The 24,917-nt window shown below is 44.3% G+C and carries 18 protein-coding genes; 10 read left to right on the top strand and 8 right to left on the bottom strand.

Going from position 1 to position 24,917, the window contains the following annotated elements; all coding sequences use genetic code 11:
• Positions 1–134 precede the first annotated feature (134 nt).
• The 8 genes from serC (at position 135) to C5Z26_RS08875 (ending at position 10,147) form a co-directional block, all read left to right on the top strand.
• Positions 135–1,235 (top strand): 3-phosphoserine/phosphohydroxythreonine transaminase, encoded by a 1,101-nt coding sequence (gene serC / locus C5Z26_RS08905; protein WP_105449612.1) that lies wholly within the window; start codon positions 135–137, stop codon positions 1,233–1,235.
• Entirely contained in the window at positions 1,222–2,394 is a 1,173-nt protein-coding gene (locus C5Z26_RS08900) for a phosphoglycerate dehydrogenase (RefSeq protein ID WP_105449611.1), read from the top strand. Before serC ends, C5Z26_RS08900 begins: the two co-directional genes overlap by 14 nt.
• A gap of 180 nt (positions 2,395–2,574) precedes the next feature.
• Positions 2,575–4,230 (top strand): peptide ABC transporter substrate-binding protein, encoded by a 1,656-nt coding sequence (locus C5Z26_RS08895; RefSeq protein WP_105449610.1) that lies wholly within the window; start codon positions 2,575–2,577, stop codon positions 4,228–4,230.
• Between the two features lie 175 nt (positions 4,231–4,405).
• Positions 4,406–5,248, top strand: coding sequence for a helix-turn-helix domain-containing protein (locus tag C5Z26_RS08890; protein WP_105449609.1), 843 nt, complete (start codon positions 4,406–4,408; stop codon positions 5,246–5,248).
• 95 nt (positions 5,249–5,343) lie between these two features.
• Entirely contained in the window at positions 5,344–5,475 is a 132-nt protein-coding gene (locus C5Z26_RS12745; protein ID WP_255414755.1) for a hypothetical protein, read from the top strand.
• 999 nt (positions 5,476–6,474) lie between these two features.
• On the top strand, positions 6,475–7,368 hold the full coding sequence (locus C5Z26_RS08885) for a LysR family transcriptional regulator (protein ID WP_105449608.1): 894 nt from the start codon (positions 6,475–6,477) through the stop codon (positions 7,366–7,368).
• Between the two features lie 328 nt (positions 7,369–7,696).
• Positions 7,697–9,103, top strand: a complete 1,407-nt coding sequence (gene nhaC, locus C5Z26_RS08880; RefSeq protein WP_105449607.1) for a Na+/H+ antiporter NhaC — start codon at positions 7,697–7,699, stop codon at positions 9,101–9,103.
• Between the two features lie 129 nt (positions 9,104–9,232).
• On the top strand, positions 9,233–10,147 hold the full coding sequence (locus C5Z26_RS08875; protein WP_105449606.1) for an NADP-dependent oxidoreductase: 915 nt from the start codon (positions 9,233–9,235) through the stop codon (positions 10,145–10,147).
• A 73-nt stretch (positions 10,148–10,220) separates the two neighbouring features.
• Here the strand turns inward: C5Z26_RS08875 and C5Z26_RS08870 are convergent, their stop codons facing one another.
• Genes C5Z26_RS08870 through C5Z26_RS08860 form a run of 3 tightly spaced genes read right to left on the bottom strand, consistent with a single transcriptional unit; the run spans position 10,221 to position 14,363 of the window.
• On the bottom strand, positions 10,221–11,897 hold the full coding sequence (locus tag C5Z26_RS08870) for a glycoside hydrolase family 13 protein (RefSeq protein WP_105449605.1): 1,677 nt from the start codon (positions 11,895–11,897) through the stop codon (positions 10,221–10,223).
• A gap of 22 nt (positions 11,898–11,919) precedes the next feature.
• Entirely contained in the window at positions 11,920–12,900 is a 981-nt protein-coding gene (locus C5Z26_RS08865) for a LacI family DNA-binding transcriptional regulator (protein WP_105449604.1), read from the bottom strand.
• A gap of 20 nt (positions 12,901–12,920) precedes the next feature.
• Complete coding sequence (locus tag C5Z26_RS08860; RefSeq protein WP_105449603.1) at positions 12,921–14,363, bottom strand: sucrose-6-phosphate hydrolase; 1,443 nt, start codon at positions 14,361–14,363, stop codon at positions 12,921–12,923.
• 247 nt (positions 14,364–14,610) lie between these two features.
• Here C5Z26_RS08860 and C5Z26_RS08855 point away from each other — a divergent pair, with 247 nt between their 5' ends.
• Complete coding sequence (locus C5Z26_RS08855; protein ID WP_105449602.1) at positions 14,611–16,566, top strand: sucrose-specific PTS transporter subunit IIBC; 1,956 nt, start codon at positions 14,611–14,613, stop codon at positions 16,564–16,566.
• 20 nt (positions 16,567–16,586) lie between these two features.
• Positions 16,587–18,755, top strand: coding sequence for an alpha-galactosidase (locus C5Z26_RS08850; protein WP_105449601.1), 2,169 nt, complete (start codon positions 16,587–16,589; stop codon positions 18,753–18,755).
• Positions 18,756–19,004: 249 nt separating this feature from the next.
• Here C5Z26_RS08850 and C5Z26_RS08845 read toward each other — a convergent pair whose 3' ends face one another.
• The 5 genes from C5Z26_RS08845 to C5Z26_RS08825 all read right to left on the bottom strand — a co-directional run bounded on the left by C5Z26_RS08845 (position 19,005) and on the right by C5Z26_RS08825 (position 24,896).
• On the bottom strand, positions 19,005–21,284 hold the full coding sequence (locus tag C5Z26_RS08845; protein ID WP_105449600.1) for a glycoside hydrolase family 65 protein: 2,280 nt from the start codon (positions 21,282–21,284) through the stop codon (positions 19,005–19,007).
• 101 nt (positions 21,285–21,385) lie between these two features.
• Positions 21,386–22,489 carry an ABC transporter ATP-binding protein gene (locus C5Z26_RS08840; protein ID WP_105449599.1) on the bottom strand — a complete coding sequence of 368 codons (1,104 nt, stop codon included), beginning with the start codon at positions 22,487–22,489 and terminating at the stop codon, positions 21,386–21,388.
• Positions 22,490–22,531: 42 nt separating this feature from the next.
• On the bottom strand, positions 22,532–23,188 hold the full coding sequence (locus C5Z26_RS08835) for a hypothetical protein (RefSeq protein ID WP_105449598.1): 657 nt from the start codon (positions 23,186–23,188) through the stop codon (positions 22,532–22,534).
• Between the two features lie 35 nt (positions 23,189–23,223).
• Positions 23,224–24,036 (bottom strand): carbohydrate ABC transporter permease, encoded by an 813-nt coding sequence (locus tag C5Z26_RS08830; RefSeq protein WP_105449597.1) that lies wholly within the window; start codon positions 24,034–24,036, stop codon positions 23,224–23,226.
• Positions 24,036–24,896: a carbohydrate ABC transporter permease gene (locus C5Z26_RS08825; RefSeq protein ID WP_105449596.1), complete on the bottom strand. Its 861-nt coding sequence runs from the start codon at positions 24,894–24,896 to the stop codon at positions 24,036–24,038. The genes C5Z26_RS08830 and C5Z26_RS08825 overlap by 1 nt, the downstream gene beginning before the upstream one ends.
• Positions 24,897–24,917: the final 21 nt, after the last annotated feature.

Raw genomic sequence — 24,917 nt, 5'->3', positions numbered from 1 at the left:
ACAAAGCCCGCGCACTTGTCAATGACCATTGATGACGCGGACGGTTATAACTCCTGACTTTAAGTCCGCGTGATCAAAATTGATTGCGCGGACTTTTTTAGCTAGTCACCGTTAATTTGAAAGTGGGGATATTAATGCCAATTTATAATTTTTCCGCCGGTCCGGCCGTCATGCCGCAACCAGTGATTGCTCAGATTCAAGCCGAATTACCATCATTTCAAGGATCGCACATGAGTATCATGGAACTTTCACACCGCTCCCAACTATTTGACCAGGTTATCACTGATACTGAAGCCGATTTACGAACGCTAATGCAAATTCCTGATAATTATCACGTGCTTTTCTTTCAAGGTGGTGGCACCTTACAATTCACCGCCGCACCGTTAAATTTAGCGACCAAACATCATCATATCGGGCTCCTTGATAGCGGTCATTGGGCGAGTCGCGCCGCAGATGAAGCCACACGGGTCCACACTAAAGTCGATATTTTGGGCAGTAGCGCGGCGACTCACTTCACCACCCTACCAATCCTCACTCAACCGGTCGCAACTGACTTAGATTATGTCCATGTCACAACTAATAATACGATTGAAGGCACCGCCTATACCACTTTACCGGTCACTGGGACCGTCCCCTTAGTTGCTGACATGTCCTCTAACTTTTTAGGCCAGCCCTACAATGTCACCGACTTTGGGATGATTTTTGCTGGTGCTCAAAAAAACCTTGGTCCGGCTGGCCTAACCTTAGTTATTGTTCGTGACGACCTAATCGGGCACGCCCAACATCTGCCCAGCATGCTTGACTATCAGCTTTTTGCAGCCAAACGGTCGATGTTCAATACCCCACCAGTCATGGCAATTTATGCAGCCGGGCTAGTCTTGAAATGGCTCAAAGCGCAAGGTGGCGTCACCGTCATGGCCCAACGTAACCGTCAAAAAGCAGCCTTATTATATGACTTTTTAGATCAATCCACGCTGTTTAATAATCCCGTCGCTCCCGCTGACCGGTCACTGATGAACGTCCCTTTTAAAACGACTAGTCCAGCTTTAGATGCTCAAGTGATTGCCGGTGCCACTCAAAATGGCTTATTGAATTTAAAAGGTCACCGCCTATTAGGTGGCCTGCGGGCGAGTCTTTATAACGCCATGCCAATCGCTGGTGTGCAGGCACTCGTTGATTATCTCGCCACTTTTGAAGCCACCCATAAAGGAGTTCAGTCAAATGTATCAAATTAAAACTTATAATGCGATTGCCCAAGCCGGTTTAGACCGATTTACTAGCGCTTACCAACTCAACCAAACTAACAATCCTGATGCTTATCTCATTCGCTCAGTCGACCTCACGCACCAACCCTTACCAGCGACGCTCAAAGTGATTGCCCGCGCCGGAGCTGGTGTCAATAATATTCCCATCGCCGCCGCCACTAAAAATGGGACAGCCGTCTTCAACACACCTGGCAGTAACGCCAATGCGGTTAAAGAACTCGTCATTGCACTCTTAATTGTGGCCTCACGAAACTTAATCGAAGCTGCCAATTATTCAGCCCACCACACCGAAGCAGATGTCTCGCAACGCACTGAACATGATAAAACCAAATTCAACGGCACCGAATTATTCGGTAAAACGCTCGCCGTCATCGGCCTCGGTCATGTCGGGGTCTTAGTGGCAAACGCTGCCCTTGCACTTGGGATGAACGTTGTTGGTTATGATCCATACTTATCAGCCGACGCCGCTTGGAACATTTCCAAACAGGTCCAACGGGCCGCCACCTTACCGATGGCCGTCAAAGACGCTGATTACGTCACCGTCCATGTCCCTAAAAGTGCGGCCACATTAAACCTAATTGGCGCCACCGAACTGGCCGCAATGCCAGCTAAGGTTCAGTTATTCAACTACGCGCGTAGTGGGATTGTGGATAATAGTGCCGTTTTAGCAGCCATTAAGACCGGTCAGGTGGCCCACTATTACACCGACTTTGGTGAACCAAGCTTGGCTAATCAAGCCCAAGTCACTGTCACGCCACATATCGGCGGGTCAACCTTAGAAGCCGAAGTTAACGGCGCCACCGCGGCTGCGCAAACCATTATGACCTACCTGGAAACGGGCAATGTTCAAGATGCCATTAACTTACCCAACTTAAGCGTGCCATTTAATGCAGCGCACCGATTCACCATCATTCACCAAAACGTCCCCAATATGGTTAGTCAAATTACCGCAACATTAGCGGCGGCGGGACTAAATATCGCCTCAATGGCGAATGCTGCCAAACAACAAACTGCCTATACCATCATCGATATCGATGAGCTTGACCACACCCGTAGTCAGCAATTAATCACGACACTCAACCAAATTCCAGCCGTTGATCGGGTCCGGCTACTTAAGCGACCTTACTAAACGACGGCTACTCTGACATTGTTAGGTGAATTCTTTTACTAAGCAGTCCCGGCGAAACTCACCGTTTGGACTGCTTTTTTGGTGACCGCTTAAAAATAATTTTAAATTTAAGTTGATTTTAATCAGTTTTTAATGTATTCTCATTCTTATATCATAAAAGGAACTAGGGGGTCACCACTCATGAAATGGCAAAAAATCACCGCGGCACTTGCCGCCACTGCCACCATCGGGCTATTATTAGCCGGTTGCGGTAAAACCAACTCATCCAGTAGCAGTCAGTCAACTGGCAAACTAGCCAGTTCACAAGTTTTAAATTGGTCCGAAAATGGCCAAGATTTATCCACACTAGATCCATCACTAGCAGTCGATGTCATTAGTGGTACCATGATTAGTAACTCGCAAGAAGGCCTTTATCGTATTGGCAATGATAGTAAAATCACGCCCGGAATTGCGACGGGGACCAAGCTTTCTAAAGATAAATTAACTTATACTTTTACGTTACGTAAAAATGCCCATTGGAGTAACGGCGACCCAGTCACGGCGCAAGACTTCGTCTATGGCTGGCGCCGGAGTGTCGACCCTAAGACGGCTTCACAATACGCTTACCTCTACTCTGGCATTAAAAACGCCGACAAAATCACCAGCGGCAAAGCCAAGCCGTCAACTTTAGGGATTAAAGCCAATGGGAAGTACCAGTTAACCGTCACGTTGGAAAAACCCATCGAGTATTTCAAGTTGTTGATGGGCTTTGACGTCTTCTTCCCGCAAAACGAAAATGCCGTTAAAAAATATGGCAAAGGTTACGGGACCAGTTCTAGTAAAATGGTCTACGATGGGCCGTTTAAAATGACTGGTTGGGAAGGAACCAACGCGACTTGGACCTTAGTTAAAAACAATCAATACTGGGACAAAAAGAATGTCCATCTAACCAAGATTCATGATCAAGTCATCAAATCAACCACGACCGCCTTTAACTTATTCCAAAGCGGTAAGCTGGATATGGCAACCCTATCTGGGCAACAAGTTAAAAACGAAAAGAATAATAATAAATTAGTTATTCGCAAATCTTCGCGCCTGAATTACTTGGAGTTCAATCAAAAGAAGGTTAAGGCCTTAGCTAATACGAAGTTACGACAAGCGATGTCCTTAACGCTCAACCGGAAGCAACTCGTCAATAACGTTTTAGGTGACGGTTCGGTCACACCAAAGGGCTTCGTGACCGCCGGCTTAGCGAAAGATCCAACCACTGGCAAAGATTTTGCTACGGAAAACACCGTTAACAGTTCTGTGACCCAAGACAATGCCAAGGCCAAAAAGCTCTGGCGTGAAGGCTTGGCTGCAGTTGGCAAAAAGAGCTTAACATTGACTTTAACGCATGATGATACTGATCAGATGAAAGCTCTATCGGAATATGTTCAAGGCCAATTAGAAAAAGAATTACCGGGTCTAAAGATCACGAGTATCACCGTGCCTTATAAGACGCGAATTGCTCGGGAAACTGCCGGGAACTTCCAGTTGGTACTATCCGCATGGCAAGCTGATTTCTCTGATCCAATCTCAGATTTAGGTATCATGACCTCGACGAACGATTATAACTTCGGTAAATGGACCAACTCAGATTACGATGCCGCCATTACGACCGCCGCTAATACGACCAACAGCAAAACACGTTGGGCAGCCTTAGCCAAAGCCGAAAAGATTATGGGCACTGACCAAGGGGTCGCCCCACTTTCGCAAAACGTCATCGCGCAAATGGTTAATCCAAAACTGAAGGGGTTAATTTACAATACCGCGGGCATTAACTATAATTTCAAGTCCGCTTACATGGCTAAATAACTGAATCAGGTCGCACTGAAGCACCCCCTAATCATTAGACAATTTGTTTAATGACTATAGGGTGCTTTTTTACTGACCGGTTCCAGCCAAAGCTTGTCACACGCGATGTTAGCCTTGTTGTTCATCGTTAATTCTGATAAAGTTAATGCGATAACCTTTAAGGGGGTCCATAAGAATGAACATTGAATTATTTATTGCCCGGCGGAAAGCTTTAGGCTTGTCGCAAAAAGCCTTATCTGCGGGAATCTGTACCCAAGCCACCTTAAGTAAATTTGAAAATAACGGCAAGGCCCCAGCAATTCGGATTGTCGCACAACTTTGTCAACGGCTGCAATTACAATTAGAAGACGTTTTCCCAACTGAACGGGTCGCAGATGCGGCCGTCTTAACGGAACTCGAAAAAGTTGAATTTGACTTAATTACTAGTGACTACGCCGACGCCGAAACGCGGCTCAAAAAAGTTGCCGACGTCCCTCGCCACGATCAAGAAACCAAGCTACAATATTACTATTTAAACGGCTACGTCGCCGCTCTTAATCATCATCCAATCAGTGATGTCCTCTTTAACTTTGACCAGATCATCACCGATTTGGATGAACAACACGCCCTCATTTATACCCAGCTTGCTTATTGCGGCAGTGGGATTGCTTATCAATATAATCATGAATTAAATAAAGCCCAGTATTACTTTGAAAAGGTCCGGCATGCCCTACCAAATCTCGCTTTAACAACAACAGCCAGCGTCTGGCGGGTCATTAACTTAGCCTTTCACACGGGTGCCTTTTACGCCGAATTAGGTGAAACCGACCAGAGTGAAAAGCTCCTCACCTACGCCATTAAAATTTGTGCCCAATTTCATGTCACTTTTTATGTTGCGCGTATTAAATTTTTACAGGCTCAATTAAGCTCAGATTCAACCAAGACCGCACTACTCTTAAATGACGCCGCCGCCTTTGCTAGAATCAACCATAATCAACAATTACTTAAGAAAATTGCAACTTATGCAAAAGTTCGTTAATTTACCAGCTTATTAATTGCATTTCACCGCCAACTCGCCTAGACTGCAAGTAATCAAAACGTTACTAGTGCTTTAACGAAAAGGAGGTCTTGCACATGCTATTAGCTGGTTTATTAGCAGCTGCCGGGCTCGCAGCCGTTGCTGGTGTTGTCGCCGGGAACCGCGTCCCCGCTGCTCAACCCGTTCGAATAAGACCCACGAACCGATCACATCAAGATCGGCGTTAAGGACCCTGCCATCAAAATTAAAAAAACTGCGACCAATTTGCGTCGCAGTTTTTTTATAGCTAAATTAGTTACTGTCACCATCAAAAAATTATATTTAATTTGGTTTGTTTATAATAATATTTTATACTTAATTAACAAACTAGTTGTTTTAACACCATTTATCTCATTGAAAACATGTTTAGTATTATAATAACTTATATTGAATCGCTTGTTAGCCAGTCCTGCCAACTAAATTAGCACACCCCTTTAACCGATACGCCATACTTATGTTAGTTTTACTTAACTTAATCTGGACGGGCCCAACTACTCAGCCAGCCGAACCGACTCATTAACATCAGTTATAGTTTCAGGGGGTTAACCTTATTTATCTTAAAATTAGCCAAAACTAAGCAACCCATTGCCAGTACTAACTTTAACCCCTTTTCAGCTAGCAAATTGGCTGGTTAAATTTAAATATGACACCGCTTTAACCAATAAGCAATGCTTATAAGTTATCTTTTTGGCTCTTGACCGTTAACTCATCATCATTGGCGACGACAAACGGGTTATAAACTAAATTTATTTTTCAGCATAATTTCTAATATTAATTATAACTATTATATAGTGTTCTGATGAGCGCCTGTTTTATGCGGTCCCAGTTAAACTGTACAACTTCGTTTAATCAGCAGAATCGCTGAAAGCCATCACTCATCAGCGTTTTCAGGTATCAGTATTGCCGGCGAAACACTATTAAAATTAATTATAAATTTAAGTATTCAACCATTATATGATTAATTACCCTAAATTAAATATTCAGTAACATAATTGGCCTATTCAAGCAATAATCGTGGTATGATTAACTGGTCAACTGATAACCCAAACATCAAGGGCGGGTCATTGAACACCCCCTTAATCAATAAGTTTTTTTTATAATCATGTTTAAATAACACAAACTTAAGCTAGCCCAGAGCGATTCTTTTAAGACTCGTTACTAACAATTCTTATGGAGGCTACATTTTCATGAACATTAAGGATCTGTATTACTTTCAGCGTTTGATTAGTACCCAGAGCTACACCCAAACAGCTGCCGACTTTCATGTCAGTCAGCCCACAATTTCTCAAGCCATCAAACGCCTTGAACGTCATTTTCAAGTGACACTCTTTTTTCGCCAGGCCAAGACAAAAGCCTTGGTCTTAACGCCTAGCGGTCAGCAACTCTTATTAGCAGCTAATGATATTACCTCTAACTGGCAACACGTGAATGAATCCATCAGTCACTTGCGTCAGCATACGTTGCGGCTCGGTGTTGAACCAGCGATTGGTGAACACTACTTACCAGCCTTAACCAGACCAATCATCGAAAAAGACCTATTAAATAGCGTTCACACTGTTGAAATGGGTGCTAACCAATTAGTCAAACAAGTTTTAGCTGGTCAGCTTGACTTAGCCATTAGTGGGAATCTCGACCAAACACTTGATGAACGCTTGGCGGTGACGCCTTTGCGACCATTCGAATTTAAAATTTTAAGTCATCCTGATCACCCCTTTGCCCAATTGGAACATCCGACTTTCAAGGATGCTTTACAGTACCCGTTCGTGATTTTGAATGCCACTTATTTAAACAAACTCGTCTTTCATCAATTGACAGAACAGTTATCAATCGAACCACAAGTTTTATTTGAATCGGATAATAGTAACTTAATCAGCGGTCTAGTCCGTGAAAACAAGGTGTTAGGCTTTGTTTCAGATATCACCACGGCGCCCATTGATGGCTTAGTTAAATTACCAATTAACGACGTTCAAATTCCTAGCGTGCATATCAACTTAATTCGCCGCTCCCACCAATTTCCAATTGGCTTGTTCAAAGAAGTCATGGATATCGTGGAACAAACGTTTAATGCGGATCAAGGCTAACCTGTTAGCTGTCGCACTTGACGTTCTGGTTACAACATGCTAATATCGCCTTTAACTTAATAATGAACGTTAATTTTACTTTCAAGTAACATCTTAACTGTGGGTCAGGAAGTCGGTGGTTGCTGCGAACCGATCAGGTTAATGATGCTGAAATACGGTAAAATGTCCGGGATCACCCGGCGGATAATAACTAGAACCGTTACCTTCTAGTGAGTGGAAGTGACTTAAAGTGACTTCAAGCTGGGTGGTACCACGGTCTAATCAATCGTCCCTGTTGCATTAACTGCAACGGGGACGATTTTTTTGTTAAAAAAAAGGAGTGTTGACCATGCAACCTAATTCTCATTGGCGGCCGGTTCGTTTACCCGCCGCGCTACTTATTTTATTACTCATGTTAACGATTATGGGGCTAGGCGTCATCAAATTCGGGCTTTCTCCACAGACCCCCGTCATTTTAGTTATCGCATTACTAATTCTCTGGGCCAAAACTCGCGGGGCAACCTGGGAAGAGATTCATGCCGGCATTGTAGATGGCATTACCACTGGTATCATTCCAATCTTTATCTTTCTGTTGATTGGTGCCTTAATCAGTGTTTGGATTGCGGCCGGTATTATTCCATCCATGATGGTCTTCGGCTTTCATCTGATTTCCGCACAATGGTTCGTCCCCTCAGTCTTCTTAGTTTGTGCTATTATCGGAACTTCAATCGGGAGTGCTTTTACCATTATTTCGACGATTGGGATTGCGCTATTCGGGATTGGGACCACTATGGGGATTAACCCGGCCTTAATTGCCGGTGCCATCATTTCAGGTGCTATTTTTGGAGATAAGACGTCACCACTATCTGATTCAACGAACTTAGCTGCCGCCATCGCTGAAAGTGACCTCTTTAACCATATTCGAAACTTAATGTGGTCCACGATTCCCGCTTTCGTCGTTTCACTTGGCCTATACACCGTTCTCGGCTTAGGGGCCGCCACAGGTAGCCAGTTGGGAAAAATCCAAACAACCTTGGCCGTGCTAAATCAGAATTTCACCATTAGTTGGTGGGCCGGATTACCGCTGTTACTCATGTTAGGCTGTGCATTGCGCAAAATTCCTGCCATTCCGACGCTCTTATTGAATATCGGCCTAGCCATCGTGATGTTATTTATTGAACAGCCGCACACGCCATTAAGCAAAGTTGCTGGCATGATTGAAACGGGGTTTGTGGCCAAAACCGGCAATGCGAGTGTCGATCAATTGCTATCCCGGGGCGGTATCAGTGCAATGATGGGCACCGTCTCGTTAATATTGTTAACCCTAGCGTTAGGCGGCTTGCTCATGAAGTTCAACCTCGTGCAAACTGCGATGGTGCCCCTCGCTAAGCGACTCCACGGCACTGGTGCCACAGTCACCGCCGCGATTTTAGCAGGAATCGGCGTCAATCTCTTTGTTGGCGAACAGTACCTCTCCGTTATTCTGCCGGGAAAAGCTTTCAAAAAGACTTTTAATGACCGCGGCTTAGCTAATCTTGCCTTAAGTCGGGTCCTAGAAGATGGCGGTACCGTCATTAACTACCTCATTCCTTGGGGTGTTGCGGGAGCCTTTGCCGCCAATACATTAGGCGTGAGCACGCTAGCTTACCTCCCATTTTGTTTCTTCAGCTTATTGTCACCACTCTTCTCCATTCTCAGCGGCTTCACTGGTTGGGGGCTCAAGCGTCAGCCTAAAAAGCAGTTACCGAGTGAATAAGCAAGCCGTTGCGCTTACTAAGTTAGTCACCAAACAAAGCCCCTAATCTGATGGTTGTAGCTTGTGATTTACCCTAGTCCCCCGCTACAATTGGCTTAAAGAACTTTTTTGCCTAGGAGGGGGAAAACGATGCTTGCATATGGTTATCGCAAATTTGGGGGACCTGCCATTTTTGAAGCAATCGAACAGCCAGCTTTAGAACCAACCGCGAATCAGCTGGTGATTGAAACGCTAGCGGTAAATTTAAATGATAGTGATCGTCTTGACCATCGGGGGACTAATCCGGACACACCACTGCCACTCATTCCCGGCCACGATGTGGTTGGTCGTGTCATCAAAGTGGGGGCCGCCGTGACAGACGTGCCGTTACAGACCCGGGTGGCGGCACACACAGAGCATGCCTACGCTGAACAAGTCTGTGTGGACGCTGATACCGTGGTCACAGTTCCAGATAATCTAACAGCAGCGATGGCAGCTAGCCTGATTACGCCGGGTATTACTGCCTACAAAACCGTGCGTTATTTCGCTGATGTTCAGGCCGGCCAGACGGTGATTGTCAAAGGCGCGGCTGGTGGTGTCGGCATGTTGGTCGTCCAATTGGCCCAGCGCTTAGGCGCTCACGTGATTGCCATTGCAAGTCAGCGCCATGCGGATGAACTAACGGCCTTAGGTTTAGACCAGTTCGTGGCTTATGATCATCAAAATCCCGCCCATGTCTTAGCTGACCGAGGGGATGTGATTATCAACGTCACGCTCAATGGAATTGATGGTAAGACCGATTTGGCAATGGCTAAATTCGACGCAACGATTGTTTCAGTCGCTAACCGCTTGCCAGCTAGTAGCAAGTCCATTCACTTCCAATCCATTCACGCAACCAATGTCATTTCTGATCAGGCCGCATTGCAAATGTTATTTAAATTACTCAGTACCGACCAATTACGGACCACCATTGGAACCCATTTACCATTCACGTTAGCCGGCTTCACTCAAGGCCAAGCATTATTAGCGGGAACCCATGATGGCCGGATTGTCATTGAGAAATAATTAAAAAAATTGCGTCAAGAATTTTATGAATTCTTGACGCAATTTTTTTTGGATTTATGCTCAATTGACGACATTAAACAGCGTAGACTTTAGCTTCATAAGGCCGCAATACATCGCCCTGATCATCCGCATAGTTGCCAATCATTAACCGCGCTTGTGCTGTCAAATATGGCGTTAACGCACGGGTGACTTGCTCAGCGGTAAAGTTGCAAACGACTAACCAAGTTTGCGATTGATAGTGTCGTTGATACATGAATACTGCTGGATCCGTTGGCAACAATAAGGTAAAGGTCCCCAAGGTAACCAACGGGTAGTCATGGCGTAACGCAATTAATTTTTGATAATAATACCAGACTGAATCAGGGTCAGCTAATGCTGCGGCCGCATTCACCGTCGGATAATTAGTGTTGACCTCAATCCACGGTTTGCCAGTACTAAAGCCCGCATTTTCATGGGCATTCCATTGCATCGGAGTTCGTGAATTATCACGTGACTTCGCTGCGATACGCGCTAACATATCTGGTTTCGTCAATTGATGGTTGGTCGTGACTAAATCACGATACGCATGCAACGTTTCAATATCTCGATACTGACTGAGGTGGTCAAAATGCGCATTCGTCATTCCAAGTTCCTCCCCTTGATAAATATACGGAGTCCCCTGTAACAAATGCAAACAGGTCGCTAACATTTTGGCCGATCGTTCACGATACTGTGGCGTATCATTGCCAAACCGCGAGACCACGCGGGGGGTATCATGGTTATTCCAAAACAAACTATTCCAAGCCTGACCGTTTAGCCCAATTTGCCATTTTTCAATGACTGCTTTTAGGGCCACCAGCGGTGTTTTACGGGTACTCCACTTGCCGTAACCAGCCTGACTATTATCTAGTTTAAGGTGGTCAAATTCAAAAACCATATCCAATTCGTGCCGGTCTTGACCCGCATATTTAAGGGCATCCGCCGGCGTCACCCCATGAGTTTCACCAACAGTCATCACATCGAACTTGGTCAACACCTGCTGATGCATTTCTTGCAAAAACTCATGCACCCGCGGACCATTGGCTAACTGGGAATCGCCAAAGACACTATTCGGTTTCAAAGGCCCATCTGGCAGGCCTGGCCGCTTGGAAATCTGATTAATAACATCCATGCGAAAGCCATCAACGCCCTTCTCCAGCCACCACGTCATCATCTGATAAATAGCTTGACGCACGGTCGGATTTTCCCAATTCAAATCAGGCTGTTTGGTTGAAAAAGTATGCAGATAGAAGGCGTCAGTGTGCTGATCATACTGCCAAGCCGAACCACCAAAAGCCGAATCCCAGTTATTAGGGGCGGCTTCACCATTGCCAGCACGCCAAAAGTAAAAATCGCGATACGCATTAGTCGTACTTGAGCGACTCTGGCGAAACCAGGGATGTTCATCTGACGTATGGTTAACCACTAGATCCATAATAATTTTGAGGCCCCGCTGATGGGCAGCGGCTAACAAGGTCTCAAAATCGGCCATCGTGCCAAATTCTGACGCAATCTTTTGATAATCACTAATATCATAGCCATTATCGTCATTAGGCGACCGATAGATTGGATTCAACCAGATCACATCGACCCCTAATTTTTTCAAATAATCTAAATGAGCGGTGACACCGGGTAAGTCGCCAATACCATCCTGATTTGTATCCTGAAAACTCCGTGGATAAACTTGGTAAACTACGGCTTTTTGCCACCATTTAATTGCTGCCGTCTGCATCTTCAAACCGCCTTTCTTACTTTTAAGCTGTAGTGCCTTTAACTAACTTTACTGGTAACGTGTATTTCGCTTCTAACTCACAATTCGCATCGACAATGCGTTGTAATAATAATGACACCAACAACGTGCTAATATCGGCCAAGGGTTGTTCAATCGTGGTCAATTGGGGTTGATAGTTGCGCATCAAGGCGGTCCCATCATACCCCACCACCCTTAATTCATTGGGAACATCAATCGGAATTTGTCGGGCCACATTTATCGTGAGCAACGCTGTCAAATCATCACTACAAAAGACCCCATCATAATCATTGTTTTCCAAAATAGTCCGAATTTGCATCATTTTTAATGCTGGTGACAATTCAAAGGGTAACTCATGAACATGGGGCGTCAATTGCTGTTGCTTTAAATAGGCTGTAAAACCTTCCCGGCGCCCATTAGTTGGGGAACCAGCTTGGTTTTTACCCGTAAAAATCGCTAATTTCGTTGCCCCCGCTTGCCGTAAAGCTTGCGCAGCTAAGTAACCGCCATTAAAATTATCCGAGCTCACAATTGGAATATTGGCTGACAAATAACGGTCAAACGAAATAATCGGTAAGCCGTACTGTTGATATTCTTCCAACCCTAAATTATGTGCCCCGGCAATAATGCCATCAACTTGATTGGCCATTAACATTTGTAAATAATCGCGCTCTTTTTGGGGATCATCGGCACTGTTACATAAAATGACTTTATAGTTTTTAGCAAATAATAGCTTTTCAATCCGAGAAACCAGTTCAGCAAAAAATGGGTTGCTAATATCTGAAAAAATCACTCCCACTAATTGGGTATTTTTACCTTGTAACGAACGGGCCATATTATTCGGCTGATAATGTAACTCGCGCATCGCCGCCATAACCGCGGTTTTTGTTTTTTGACTCAGATAACCATGATTGTTAATCACGCGCGACACCGTCGTGACCGAAACACCAGCTAACTTTGCCACATCATTTAATTTTGGTTTCATAGTTTGACTCCAGTACTCACTTATTTACGCCATTCCCAGACGGTCCCAGTGGTCGGTGAACCGGCTAATTGAACCGTGGTTGGCGCTGCATCTAAAAAGAAGCGGCCCGTTAAAACGGTATAGCCCTCATTAATATAGCATTCAAAGACTGACACATCTACGATTAGCCGCATTTTTATCGCAGTACCAGCTGTCACTTGCGCCGTTCGCACCTGACCATACTTTTCCGCAAAGGGGTGGCCTGTGGCACTTCGATCAACAGTAACCTGACCACGGCGGGCATCGAGGGTTACGGTTAAGTGCCCGGTGCCAATCCCCGTCTTAATCGTGACCGTCGCAACGGTTGCGGCCGGAACAGTGAGTTCCACTTCAAAGGCGCCGTTCAATTGCGTTACTTCAGTCACTAAATCATGGGACTGCGTTCTTAATTGCGTTACTTCGGCAACTGGATTTTGATAGAGGTGATTATCTTTTAACGTTAACGTCTTCACCACACTTAAACAGTGCGCCCAATTCTCAGCATCCGTCGGGTAAGCGACTTCTGGTAAACCAATCCAACTCACCGCTAAGGCACGGCCATCAGGCGCATTAAAGGCTTGCGTCGCATAGACATCAAACCCAGCATCCAATTGCGTTGGCCCGGTGGGTGCCGTCAAAGTGGCCTGTGACCAATCATAGGTTTGCCCGACGATATAAACATTAGGATAGATATTTTGATAAGCTAGGGTCGTTTGCGGTAACCCCTGTGGACAAAACAAGAAAACGGGTTGACCGCCAATAAAGACTAAATTAGGACATTCCACCATATAACCACGCAACGCTGCTGGCAAGTTGAGTTCACCTTTGAATTGCCAGTGTTGTAGATCGGGTGAGTCATAAACTAAGGCCGCCCCAACTTCTGCAGTCGTCTGACCACCAATAATGGCTTGATAGTGCCCGTCATGGTGTAATAAGTACGGATCACGAAACGAAGTCGTGTAACCTGTAGGTGCGGCGTCAATTAACGGCGCTGCCAGCTTTTCAATGTGATTATCTGGCCCCATCCAAGCGCCCAACTGATAAGCTTGCCGCTGCCAAGCTTCATCACGAACATTGCCGGTATACATTATAAACAACCGGTCGCCAATCGGTAACGCCGTCCCTGTATAGGCACCGTGGGAATCGTAACGGGTATCCGGCTGAATCGCTAGGCCCTCATCATGCCAATCAATTAAATTTTTAGAAGTCACATGTTGCCAAGCTTTCAGACCATGTACCGGCCCATATGGAAAAACCTGGTAAAACAAATGCCACTGCTGGTTAAAATAAGAAAACCCATTTGGATCGTTTAACAAGCCACTGGCAGGTTGAATATGGTGCTGCATCCGCCACTTGGACCCTTTGGCTTGCGCTTTTAAAGCCGTTAACCGCGACTGTGGCCACTGTTGATAAGGGGTATACCTTGTTTGCCGATTCCATTCCATGATTGTTAACTCCTTCGATGGACTAATTTAAGTTAAGCCTATTATAAAACCGCTTACAACGATATGTCAAACGTTTATCACATTTTGCTTAATTATGTGTTATTTTTTATGAAATTGGCTTTTTAATAAAGAACACCTTGCTAAATTATTTTATGTTAAACGCTTGACATATTTTGATAACTTGTTATTATTGGATTGTGTAAAGCGCTTGCAAAACTAATTTATCAACCTAAAAGGAGTGGTCCTAATGAACCATCAAGCAGTCGCTGATCGTGTTTTAGCTGCGATCGGTACTAATAATCTTCAAGCCGCTGCCCATTGTGCAACTCGGCTACGGTTAGTCATTAAAGATGAAAGCAAAATCAATCAAAAAGCGTTGGATGACGATCCCGATGTTAAGGGAACTTTCGAAACCAACGGACAATACCAGATTATTATTGGACCTGGCGATGTTGATCACGTGTACGATGCTTTAATTGAAAGAACTGGACTTAAAGAAGCCACCCCTGATGACATTAAAGCCGTCGCCAGTGCTGGTCAAAAGAAAAACCCCTTAATGGACTTTTTGAAAGTGCTATCTGATATTTTTATTCCAATTATTCCAGCCTTAGTTGCTGGTGGTCTATTAATGGCTTTAAATAATGTGTTAACGGCCGAAAATCTATTCATGGCCAAATCTGTGGTTGAAGTTTATCCCGGACTCAAAGGCATTGCCGAAATGATTAACGCCATGGCAGCTGCTCCTTTCACCTTCTTACCAATCTTATTAGGTTTCTCAGCTACGAAACGCTTCGGTGGTAATCCCTTCTTAGGGGCTGCCATGGGCATGATTATGGTCTTACCCGACCTCGTTAACGGCAATAATGTAGCCGCCGTTACGGCAGCCGGCAAAATGACTTACTGGAATATCTTTGGCTTAAACGTTGCCCAAGCTGGGTATCAAGGCCAAGTCTTACCCGTACTAGCCGTTGCCTTCATCCTAGCCACGCTTGAAAAATTCTTCCATAAGCATATTAAAGGCGCCTTCGACTTTACGTTTACACCGATGTTTGCTATTGTAATTACCGGTTTTCTAACCTTTACCATTGTTGGTCCAGTTTTACGGACAGTTAGTGATGCTTTAACCAACGGGCTAGTTGGCCTTTACAACACCACCGGCTGGATTGGGATGGGTATTTTCGGGCTCCTCTACTCAGCCATCGTTATTACCGGGCTACATCAAACATTCCCGGCGATTGAAACTCAGTTATTAGCTAATATTAGTAAAACTGGTGGCTCATTTATCTTCCCGGTCGCTTCCATGGCTAACATTGCCCAAGGGGCCGCAACCTTAGCAATTTTCTTTGCAACTAAGAGTCAAAAACAAAAAGCATTGACTTCATCTGCTGGACTATCAGCGTTGCTGGGAATTACTGAACCTGCCATTTTCGGGGTCAACTTAAAAATGAAATATCCCTTTATCTTTGGGGCGATTGCCTCTGGGATTGCTTGTATTTTTCTAGGCCTGTTTCACGTTTTAGCCGTCGCCATGGGACCAGCTTCCGTCATTGGCTTCATTTCGATTGCATCACGTTCAATTCCGGCCTTCTTATTAAGTGCTTTAATCGCCTTTATTGTGGCTTTCATTCCGACCTTCATCTATGCTAAACAAACTTTAGGTGATGATACCGATATTCAAGCAACCACACCTGTTGCTGCTCCCGTCGCTAGTGTCGTTGCTGATGAAGTCTTAGTTGCCCCCGTCAGTGGGACCAACGAAAGTCTCCGCCAAGTTCATGACCAAGTCTTTTCCGCTGAAATTATGGGGCAAGGGGCGGCCATTATTCCCATCAGCGACCAAGTTTTAGCACCAGCTAGTGGTACCGTCACGGTTACCTACGATAGTCACCACGCTTATGGTATTAAGACAGATGCTGGCGCTGAAATTCTGATTCATCTTGGTATTGATACCGTTAACTTAAACGGCGAACACTTTACGACCAAGGTCCAAAAAGGCGACCACGTCCAAGCAGGTGAGCTATTGGGAACCTTTGACATTGCTGCCTTAACCGCGGCACACTATGACCCCACCGTAATGCTGGTCATTACTAATACACCGGCCTACGCCAATGTTGAACGCTTAAAAGTTGACCAAGTGACAGCGGGTAACCAGTTAGTCGCCTTGACGCAACCGGCAACTAGTGGCGTCGCTGCAGCCATTTAAACCTGATTGGAGCCTTTAAAATGCCTGTTAAATTCGATAAAGCGAGTGGTCTGATTCAACTCTATAATCATCAGATCAGTTATATTATTCAGTTACTCGACAATCGGTATCCGGTGCATCGCTATTTTGGGCGTTATTTGCCAAACTATTGCGGAGAACCGGGCTTGCCAACTGGCGCCCATGCCTTTGCCACTGACCCCACCGCAACTTTTCCATATGCCATCACGTCGCTTCCGCTAGAATATGCCACGATTGGCAGCGGAGATTATCGGCAACCAAGTTACTTGATTAAAGACACAGCTAATCAACTATTGCCGCTCCTAACTTACACTGGCATGACAGTCACGCAACAGCCCTTAAACCCACAGCAGTTGCCTCCAACCGTTAAGGCCGGCACAGCAGTGACCACGTTGATTTTACATTTAAGCGATGCTGTCACCCAGTTAAAGCTGGATTTAAATTATACAATTTTTGAAGATTCGGCTTTAATTTTACGTAGTACGACCCTAATCAATGCGGGTTCGACCACACTGATGGTCGACGCTGCGGCTAGTCTACAATTGGACTTAGCGGATGCAAATTATAAAGCGCTAACCTTTAGTGGCACTCACGCGCATGAAGCTCAAGCCACCTTCACCCCATTGCATCCTGGGTTGCAAAGTCAGCGGAGCTTACGCGGTACTAGTGGACCACAACACCAACCATTTGTGGCGTTAGCTCGCCCTCAGACAACCGAATTTACTGGCGAAGTCTTGGGGAGTGCGCTCGTCTGGAGTGGTAATTTTCAACACACCGTGGAAGTTGATCAATATCAACAAACCCGCTTAACGATTGGTTTAGAGCCCACGACTTTCACTTGGAAGTTAGTCGCTGGCGCTACTTTTCAAACACCAGAGGCACTTTTAAGTTGGTCTGATCAAGGCTTTAACGGTTTGTCGCAATCATTGCATGCTTTTGCTAACCAACTACAGCCCACTACAAACCACAAGCCAATTGCCCTGAACACTTGGGAAACCCTGGGTTTTGCGGTCTCAGCTACTAAAATGCAGCCTTTGATTCAGACGGCACAAAAATTAGGCCTAACCATGGTGGTCTTAGACGATGGCTGGTTCGTTAATCGCAATAGTGAACACGGTCAATTGGGCGATTGGGTGGTAGATTCACAAAAATTTCCACAAGGGTTACGGCCATTAGCTGAGCAAGCTCATCAAGCTGGCTTAAAATTTGGTTTATGGGTTGAACCGGAAATGATTACGATGACTAGCCAGCTCTACCAGCAACATCCTGATTGGGCCCTCCACTACCAACAACGTGCGCCCATTACTGCACGTCATCAGTTAGTTTTGGATCTATCGCGAACTGTTGTCCGTCAACATCTCTTAACAACATTGACCACACTAATTACCACTAATCATTTGGATTACCTGAAATGGGATATGAATCGGCATCTAACCCAGGTGGGCAATGATTGCCTCCCTAGTGACCAACAAGATGAACTTTATTACCGTTACGTCTTGGGATTATATGATCTATTAGGTCAATTGCGCGCCCGTTTTCCGGCCTTAATTATCGAAAATTGTTCCGCAGGCGGTGGGCGTTTAGACTTTGGGATGTTAGCTTACACTGATCAAACATGGCTGAGTGACTTAACCGACCCGGTTGATCGAGCCACCATTATCAAAGGTTTCAGTTATCAATTTCCTCAAGCGGTGTTTAGCTCTCACGTCGCCGCTAGCCCCAATGCCCAAAACGGTCGGTCCACACCATTAAAAACACGTTTGGATTTAGCAACAATCGGCCAACTAGGCTTCGAATTGGATTTAAACACCTTATCGGCCACGAATCAGGCCGCCATTAAAAAACGGCTTAAAACGTATCAAACTTGGCAACCGTTGTTTAAAACCGCTAACTTTTACCGGCTGGCAACACAACGACCCACAACGACTGAACAAGCTTGGTTGTTAGTAACAGCTGATCAAAAACATGCGGTTTGTTTCTACACCGCGGGTTTAAGTTCAGCGGTAAAAGTCCCCACCCAGTTACCGTTGCATTATCTCAACGAAACTGCGCATTATCAGTTAAGCACCGGGGGCCAATGGTCCGGCCAAGAACTAAACCAAATCGGCTTGTCACTAGACCCACCAGCACATGATTTTGAAACCAAGTTATTATTCTTGCACCAAGTCTAACGATTTTCTTATTAGTCGACTCGTTTGCGAGTATTAACATGAAATTGGTAGTCATTCCTCTTTTTGAGAATGACTGCCAATTTTTGGTTAAGCAGAACAACCTGACCTTGGTCACCTGTTTGCGACATTCTGCTGATAAAAAAACGTATTCCCCTTCAGGAATACGTCGTTTAGGAGTTGTTTAGAATGAAGTTTGACTCATTCTAGGGTGTGAACACTTGATTTCAACCAGATTCGGCCACGTTGAAATCAGGCCTGAACTTTAGTAGCTACGGTATCTTTTAAGTTGACCGCTTGACCAGCCAATTCAATCGTCAACGGCTCACCGGCAACCAATTCAACCGTCGACCCTTGTTGATCAACATCAACTTTCAATAAGCGACCACGGAAGTTGACATGGAATTGATAGTGCGACCAAGCTTTCGGTACAAATGGTGCGAACGCTAACTTACCATCGCGTACCCGCATTCCTGCGAAACCTTGGACGATTGCCAGCCAAGAACCAGTCATTGAGGTAATGTGTAACCCATCGACCGTATCATTATTGTAATTATCCAAATCCAAGCGCGCCGTTCGTTGATACATTTCAACGGCCTTATCTTCATAATGCAAGTCTGCGGCTAATATCGCATGCACTGCGGGCGACAGACTGGATTCGTGGACCGTCAACGGTTCATAAAAGTCAAAGTTAGCTTGCTTTTGGGCTGGTGTAAACTGATCCATAAAGTAATAGATGCCTTGTAACACATCCGCCTGCTTAATATAAGGTGACCGCAAGATGCGATCCCATGACCAGTGTTGATTAATCGGTCGCTGATCAGCTGGAATTGATGCCGCTGGTTTCAAATCCTTATCTAAATAAGTATCATTTTGAACAAAGATCCCTAATTGATCATCGTGTGGGAAATACATCCGATCCACGATATCTTGCCATTTAGCACGTTCAGTCGCACTCACGGCGAGTTCTGCTTGCTTCGCCGAGGTCACTTTCTTCAAGCTCGCCAACGTGTATTGCAACGTCCAGCGCGCCATAAAGTTGGTATACCAGTTATTGTTAACATTATTTTCATATTCATTGGGACCAGTGACGCCATGAATCATGTATTGTTGGCGCCGTTCTGAAAAATGAACCCGATCCGCCCAGAAACGAGCAATTGCGGTCAAAACATCGATACCGTGGGTCTTCAAATAAGTTTCATCACCAGTATAACGGGTATAATTGAAAATTGCGTACGCAATCGAGCCATTCCGATGAATTTCTTCAAAGGTAATTTCCCATTCATTGTGACATTCGATACCGTTAAAGGTCACCATCGGGAAAAGTGCACCAGCTAAGCCTTGCATCTGCGCATTATGATATGCACCATCTAATTGATTGTGTCGATACTCTAGTAAGTTTTCAGTAACTTTAGGCTTCGCTAATGACAGGTAGAAGGGCACACCGAAAGCTTCAGTATCCCAATAAGTTGCCCCGCCATACTTTTCACCAGTGAATCCTTTTGGTCCCAAGTTCAGGCGCTTATCCTCACCATAATACGTGCTAAATAGCTGGAACAAGTTGAACCGAATCCCCTGTTGTGCCGCATCGTCACCGTCAATTGCCACATCGGCTAATTCCCAGCGCTGCGCCCAGACTGCCACGTGCGCTTGCAATAGGTCTTCATACGTCTGGGTATTGATCTTTTCACTTAACTCAGCTAAGCCGGAACGTAAGGCTAACATATCTTCATAGTCGCGCGAGGTCACCACGAGGACTCTTTTTTCAAAATTTTTCGTTTCATCCGCTGCCAGGGTGCCACGAAAAATGTTGGTGACTGATTTTTCAGTATCCGGTGCATTAACACCCCGAAAATCAGTCATATGCATCATTTGCAGTCCTAAGGTAAACCGCGGTGTCCCAAAGTCATTAGGCTTCGTTTCAGCGACCATACTGCCACCGGTGATGGTGTGTCGTTTATCAAGAACCTGCCAGAATTGTTCATCATAATTAGCATCTTCATTAAAGACATCTGCATCAATTTGTGAGATAAACCCAACTTGCACAGGTTCCGCACTCAAATTATGCACGCTATAATGCACATCAAATAGTTCTTTTTGCGCGACGCTAACGAACCGGTCAATCATGAACTGAACGCGCTTAGCACCTTTTGTTACGATGAATGATCGCCGTAACACCCCTGTGTGCATATCTAAATCGACCGTAAAATCACTAATATCATCTTTAGCCAAATCTACTTGATCACCATCAATCGTTAAGTTCACTTTAATGAAATTAACCGCATTAACGACCTTACCAAAGTAGTCCGGATACCCATTCTTCCACCAGCCAACCCGGGTCTTATCTGGATACCAAATACCACCAATGTAAATTCCTTTGAGCGTATCATTCGAGTAATGCTCTTCAAACATCCCACGCATGCCCATGTAACCGTTGCCAATGCTTGTCATACTCTCTTGTAGTCGCTTATCAGTCGGCACTAATTCGTGACTAATCACGTGCCATGGATTGACTTCAAAAATACGTTTCATTTGCTTACGTCCTCCTAATTAGCCCCGCTAAAAAAGAGCCTGCGACAGTTACTGCCACCAGACTCTTTTCATCAGCATTAACTTAACCCCACAACAATTGTTTACTCAATTGTCAATTCAGTTTCGTCATCGAAGAAATGAGCTTTACTCATTTCAAAGGCCATTTTAACTTCTTCGCCTGGTTTATGATAATCACGTGCATTGACTTGGGCTACAAATTCCGTGGCCCCTGTCCGTGAATAGAGCATTGAATCAGTACCTAAGAATTCTGAAACTTCAACTTTAGCATTAACAACTGCATCTGCCATGGCATCCAAAGCGACTTGTTCGGTATGAATATCTTCTGGTCGAATCCCAACCGTTAGTTTCTTGCCATCGTAGCCTTGCTCACGTAAAAGTTTTAAACGCCCTTCTGGTACCGCGACATCCAGACCTTTGCCATTTGAAACACGACCATCTTTTAGTTCGGCTTCAAAGAAATTCATTGATGGTGATCCCATAAAACCAGCGACAAATTTGTTAACTGGTTTATTATACAAATCGTCGGGCGTCCCAACTTGTTGGACTTTACCATCATTCATAATCACGATTCGATCAGCCATGGTCATCGCTTCGATTTGATCATGCGTCACATAAATCATATTGGTCTTTAAACGCTGATGTAACTGCGCAATTTGAGTCCGCATATCAACTCGAAGTTTGGCATCTAAGTTTGATAAAGGTTCATCAAGTAAGAATAATTTAGCATCCCGCACAATGGCGCGACCTAAAGCCACCCGTTGACGTTGTCCACCAGACAAGGCACCCGGTTTCCGTTTCAAATAATTAGTGAGGCCTAAGATATCAGCCGCGTTATTAACCCGTTTTTCAATTTCATCCTTTGGCATTTTTCGAATTTTTAATCCAAAAGCCATATTATCAAAAACTGACATTTGTGGATATAATGCGTAGTTTTGGAAAACCATGGCGATATTCCGATCTTTGGGGTGAACATCGTTCATAACTTCCCCATCAATCTTTAAATCACCCTTGGTAATATCTTCCAATCCGGCAATCATCCGCAAAGTTGTTGATTTACCACACCCAGAAGGACCGACAAATACGATAAATTCATTATCTTTAATATCTAAGTTAAAATCAGTTACCGAGTCTGCGTCGTTTCCAGGATAACGTTTATAGATGTGTTCCAATTTTATTTCTGCCATTATGCCAACGCTCCTTTATTTCCATCATTCATTTAGTTAAAATCAGTTTGTCGATTCAGCTTTTAAGTGCGGGTTAAAAATTCGATAGGTTGTTAGCGCTGACAAAGACATGCTAAACAACAAGATAAAGAAAATCAGCCGCAACTCAAAGTTAAGTGCAAATAGAATTATCGTAACCACTGCTGATAGCAGTAGCTTGAATGGGTGGGCTACCACCAATTCAATGACCGATAAATTTTCAAACTGACAATAATTCCACCCGTTCCAAAGAGTTAGTAATACAATACCGAAAACTAGTGTCGCAACGTGTAACCCAACATTAGTTGTCGTTAATCTTAAAGCCGTGATCCAGCTACCTGCTACTACTGCCACTAGCAGATTTGCTTGCCAATGCATTAATGCCACTAAATAAGCGCGCCAAGTGACCTTTAAAAATGAGCCACTATCGGTAGTCTGCCACGCTTGCACCGCTTGATACGTTGCAGTCGTAGCCGGTACGGTGAAGGCTGCTAACATCACAACCGTAATCGCCAGTGAACCCGCATAGGTTTGGTTTAACGGTACGCTGAAACTTAAAACCAGCATAACCAGAACCGGCAGTGTCACTAGAAACCAAATTAGATTGATCGTTACCAATGCCGCTAACCAATTACCAATGACGACGAGTTTTTGTCCAAACTTTGATTGTAAATTTAACATTAGCACCCTCCCTTCGCTTTATTCAATTGCTTAATTTACTTGACCGCACCATCAGTAACACCTTTGATAATGTAACGTTGTGCAAAGGCGTAAAAGAGAATGACTGGAATAATCGACAAAGTCAATCCGGCTAACGCTAGATGCCATTGTTTGGTATATTGACCAAAGAAGAAGAACATCTGTAGCGGAATCGTATACTGAGTTTGTGGTAAAACCAGTGATGGTAACAGATAATCGTTCCAAATCGAGATAATATTTAGGATCCCAACGGTCACCGTAATTGGTGTTAACATTGGAAAAATAATTTTAAAGAAGATTTGGAATCGATTAGCCCCTTCCAATTCAGCCGATTCATCCATGGCAATCGGAATACTGCTCATTGTGCCTTGATACAGGAAGATTGATAAGCTGGCATCAAAGCCAAGATACATCAACATTAATCCCCACATATTTAACATATGAACATGTCCAAAGTTAGCCGTTAATGGAATCATAACCGTTTGAAATGGAATCAGCATCGCTGAAACAAATAACATCAACAAGGCACCGCTTAACTTACTCTTGTTACGTTGCAACGCATAGGCCGCCATTGATGAGAAAAAGACAATGATGACTACCGAAACAACGGTAATTAGTAACGAGTGACCTAATGAATTCATGAAATCTAACGCTTTAAAAGAGTTTTTATAGTTAGCCGTCGTAGCCGTTGTTGGCAACCCTAATACGGAAGCGAAAATTCCCTTTGGCGTTTTAAAAGAGTTTGTTAAAATCATGTAAAATGGGAAGAGCCAGACCAGCCCTAACAGAATTCCTAAAATCCCTAAAAAGATTCGACTAGTTTTCTTCATTACAAATCTACCTCCCGCTTACGGTTATAGTAGACTTGCAACATAGAGATGGCCGCCACAATCAGGAAGAAGATTAAAGCTTTCGCTTCAGCTAAAGCAAAATTATTTTCTGAGTAGGCCGTATTAACAATATTCATTGCTAACATTTCCGTTGATTTATAGGGACCACCGTTCGTTAATGACAAGTTTTGATCATAAATCTTAAACCCATTTGAAAGTGTTAAAAACATGCAAATCGTAAAGGCTGGTGCAATCATTGGGAACGTAATATGAACGAATCGTTGCCATGGTGAAGCTCCATCCATTTCAGCAGCTTCAATTACTTCACTGGGAATATTTTGCAAATAAGCAATGTAAATAATCATGATATAACCACTCATTTGCCAGACCGTGACAATGACTAAGCCCCAAAAACCAGTCTTAGCATCCGTCAACCACCCTGATAATCCCGCGATGTGTAACGCTTTCCCAATTGCTGTAAAAGCTTGGGTAAAGATAAACTGCCAAATGAAACCTAAAATCAACCCACCAATTAAGTTTGGCATGAAGAAAATTGTCCGTAATAAATTACTACCCTTAAACTTTTGCGTTACTAATAACGCTAATGCCAAACCAATCACGTTCAATAAGATAACGGTTACAATTACAAATCGAACAGTAAACCACAAAGCGGCTAAAAAGCCACTGTTATGGAAAAGTGTGATGTAATTTTTAAAACCGAGCATCTCAGTATAGCCAAGCCCATCCCAGTTAGTGAATGAGTAAAATACACCCATAATGGCCGGAATGAAAACAACTAGTGCTAACGCAACGAGGGTTGGCGTTAAAAAGAGCCAGAAAGATAAGCTTCGATTCTTCATATATAATCCCCTCTTCTGAAA

The organism is Lactobacillus sp. CBA3606, from assembly GCF_002970935.1.
GTDB lineage: Bacteria > Bacillota > Bacilli > Lactobacillales > Lactobacillaceae > Lactiplantibacillus.
This window is presented reverse-complemented; position numbering and strand designations above follow the sequence as displayed.

Bases quoted from the DNA above. Each gene is read 5' to 3' on its own strand.
- C5Z26_RS08835 (WP_105449598.1), bottom strand. From the start codon at position 23,188: ATGTTAAATTTACAATCAAAGTTTGGACAAAAACTCGTCGTCATTGGT.
- C5Z26_RS08900 (WP_105449611.1), top strand. From the start codon at position 1,222: ATGTATCAAATTAAAACTTATAATGCGATTGCCCAAGCCGGTTTAGAC.
- nhaC (WP_105449607.1), top strand. From the start codon at position 7,697: ATGCAACCTAATTCTCATTGGCGGCCGGTTCGTTTACCCGCCGCGCTA.
- C5Z26_RS08825 (WP_105449596.1), bottom strand. From the start codon at position 24,896: ATGAAGAATCGAAGCTTATCTTTCTGGCTCTTTTTAACGCCAACCCTC.
- serC (WP_105449612.1), top strand. From the start codon at position 135: ATGCCAATTTATAATTTTTCCGCCGGTCCGGCCGTCATGCCGCAACCA.
- C5Z26_RS08830 (WP_105449597.1), bottom strand. From the start codon at position 24,036: ATGAAGAAAACTAGTCGAATCTTTTTAGGGATTTTAGGAATTCTGTTA.
- C5Z26_RS08875 (WP_105449606.1), top strand. From the start codon at position 9,233: ATGCTTGCATATGGTTATCGCAAATTTGGGGGACCTGCCATTTTTGAA.
- C5Z26_RS08840 (WP_105449599.1), bottom strand. From the start codon at position 22,489: ATGGCAGAAATAAAATTGGAACACATCTATAAACGTTATCCTGGAAAC.
- C5Z26_RS08870 (WP_105449605.1), bottom strand. From the start codon at position 11,897: ATGCAGACGGCAGCAATTAAATGGTGGCAAAAAGCCGTAGTTTACCAA.
- C5Z26_RS12745 (WP_255414755.1), top strand. From the start codon at position 5,344: ATGCTATTAGCTGGTTTATTAGCAGCTGCCGGGCTCGCAGCCGTTGCT.
- C5Z26_RS08855 (WP_105449602.1), top strand. From the start codon at position 14,611: ATGAACCATCAAGCAGTCGCTGATCGTGTTTTAGCTGCGATCGGTACT.
- C5Z26_RS08860 (WP_105449603.1), bottom strand. From the start codon at position 14,363: ATGGAATGGAATCGGCAAACAAGGTATACCCCTTATCAACAGTGGCCA.
- C5Z26_RS08850 (WP_105449601.1), top strand. From the start codon at position 16,587: ATGCCTGTTAAATTCGATAAAGCGAGTGGTCTGATTCAACTCTATAAT.
- C5Z26_RS08895 (WP_105449610.1), top strand. From the start codon at position 2,575: ATGAAATGGCAAAAAATCACCGCGGCACTTGCCGCCACTGCCACCATC.
- C5Z26_RS08890 (WP_105449609.1), top strand. From the start codon at position 4,406: ATGAACATTGAATTATTTATTGCCCGGCGGAAAGCTTTAGGCTTGTCG.
- C5Z26_RS08845 (WP_105449600.1), bottom strand. From the start codon at position 21,284: ATGAAACGTATTTTTGAAGTCAATCCATGGCACGTGATTAGTCACGAA.
- C5Z26_RS08865 (WP_105449604.1), bottom strand. From the start codon at position 12,900: ATGAAACCAAAATTAAATGATGTGGCAAAGTTAGCTGGTGTTTCGGTC.
- C5Z26_RS08885 (WP_105449608.1), top strand. From the start codon at position 6,475: ATGAACATTAAGGATCTGTATTACTTTCAGCGTTTGATTAGTACCCAG.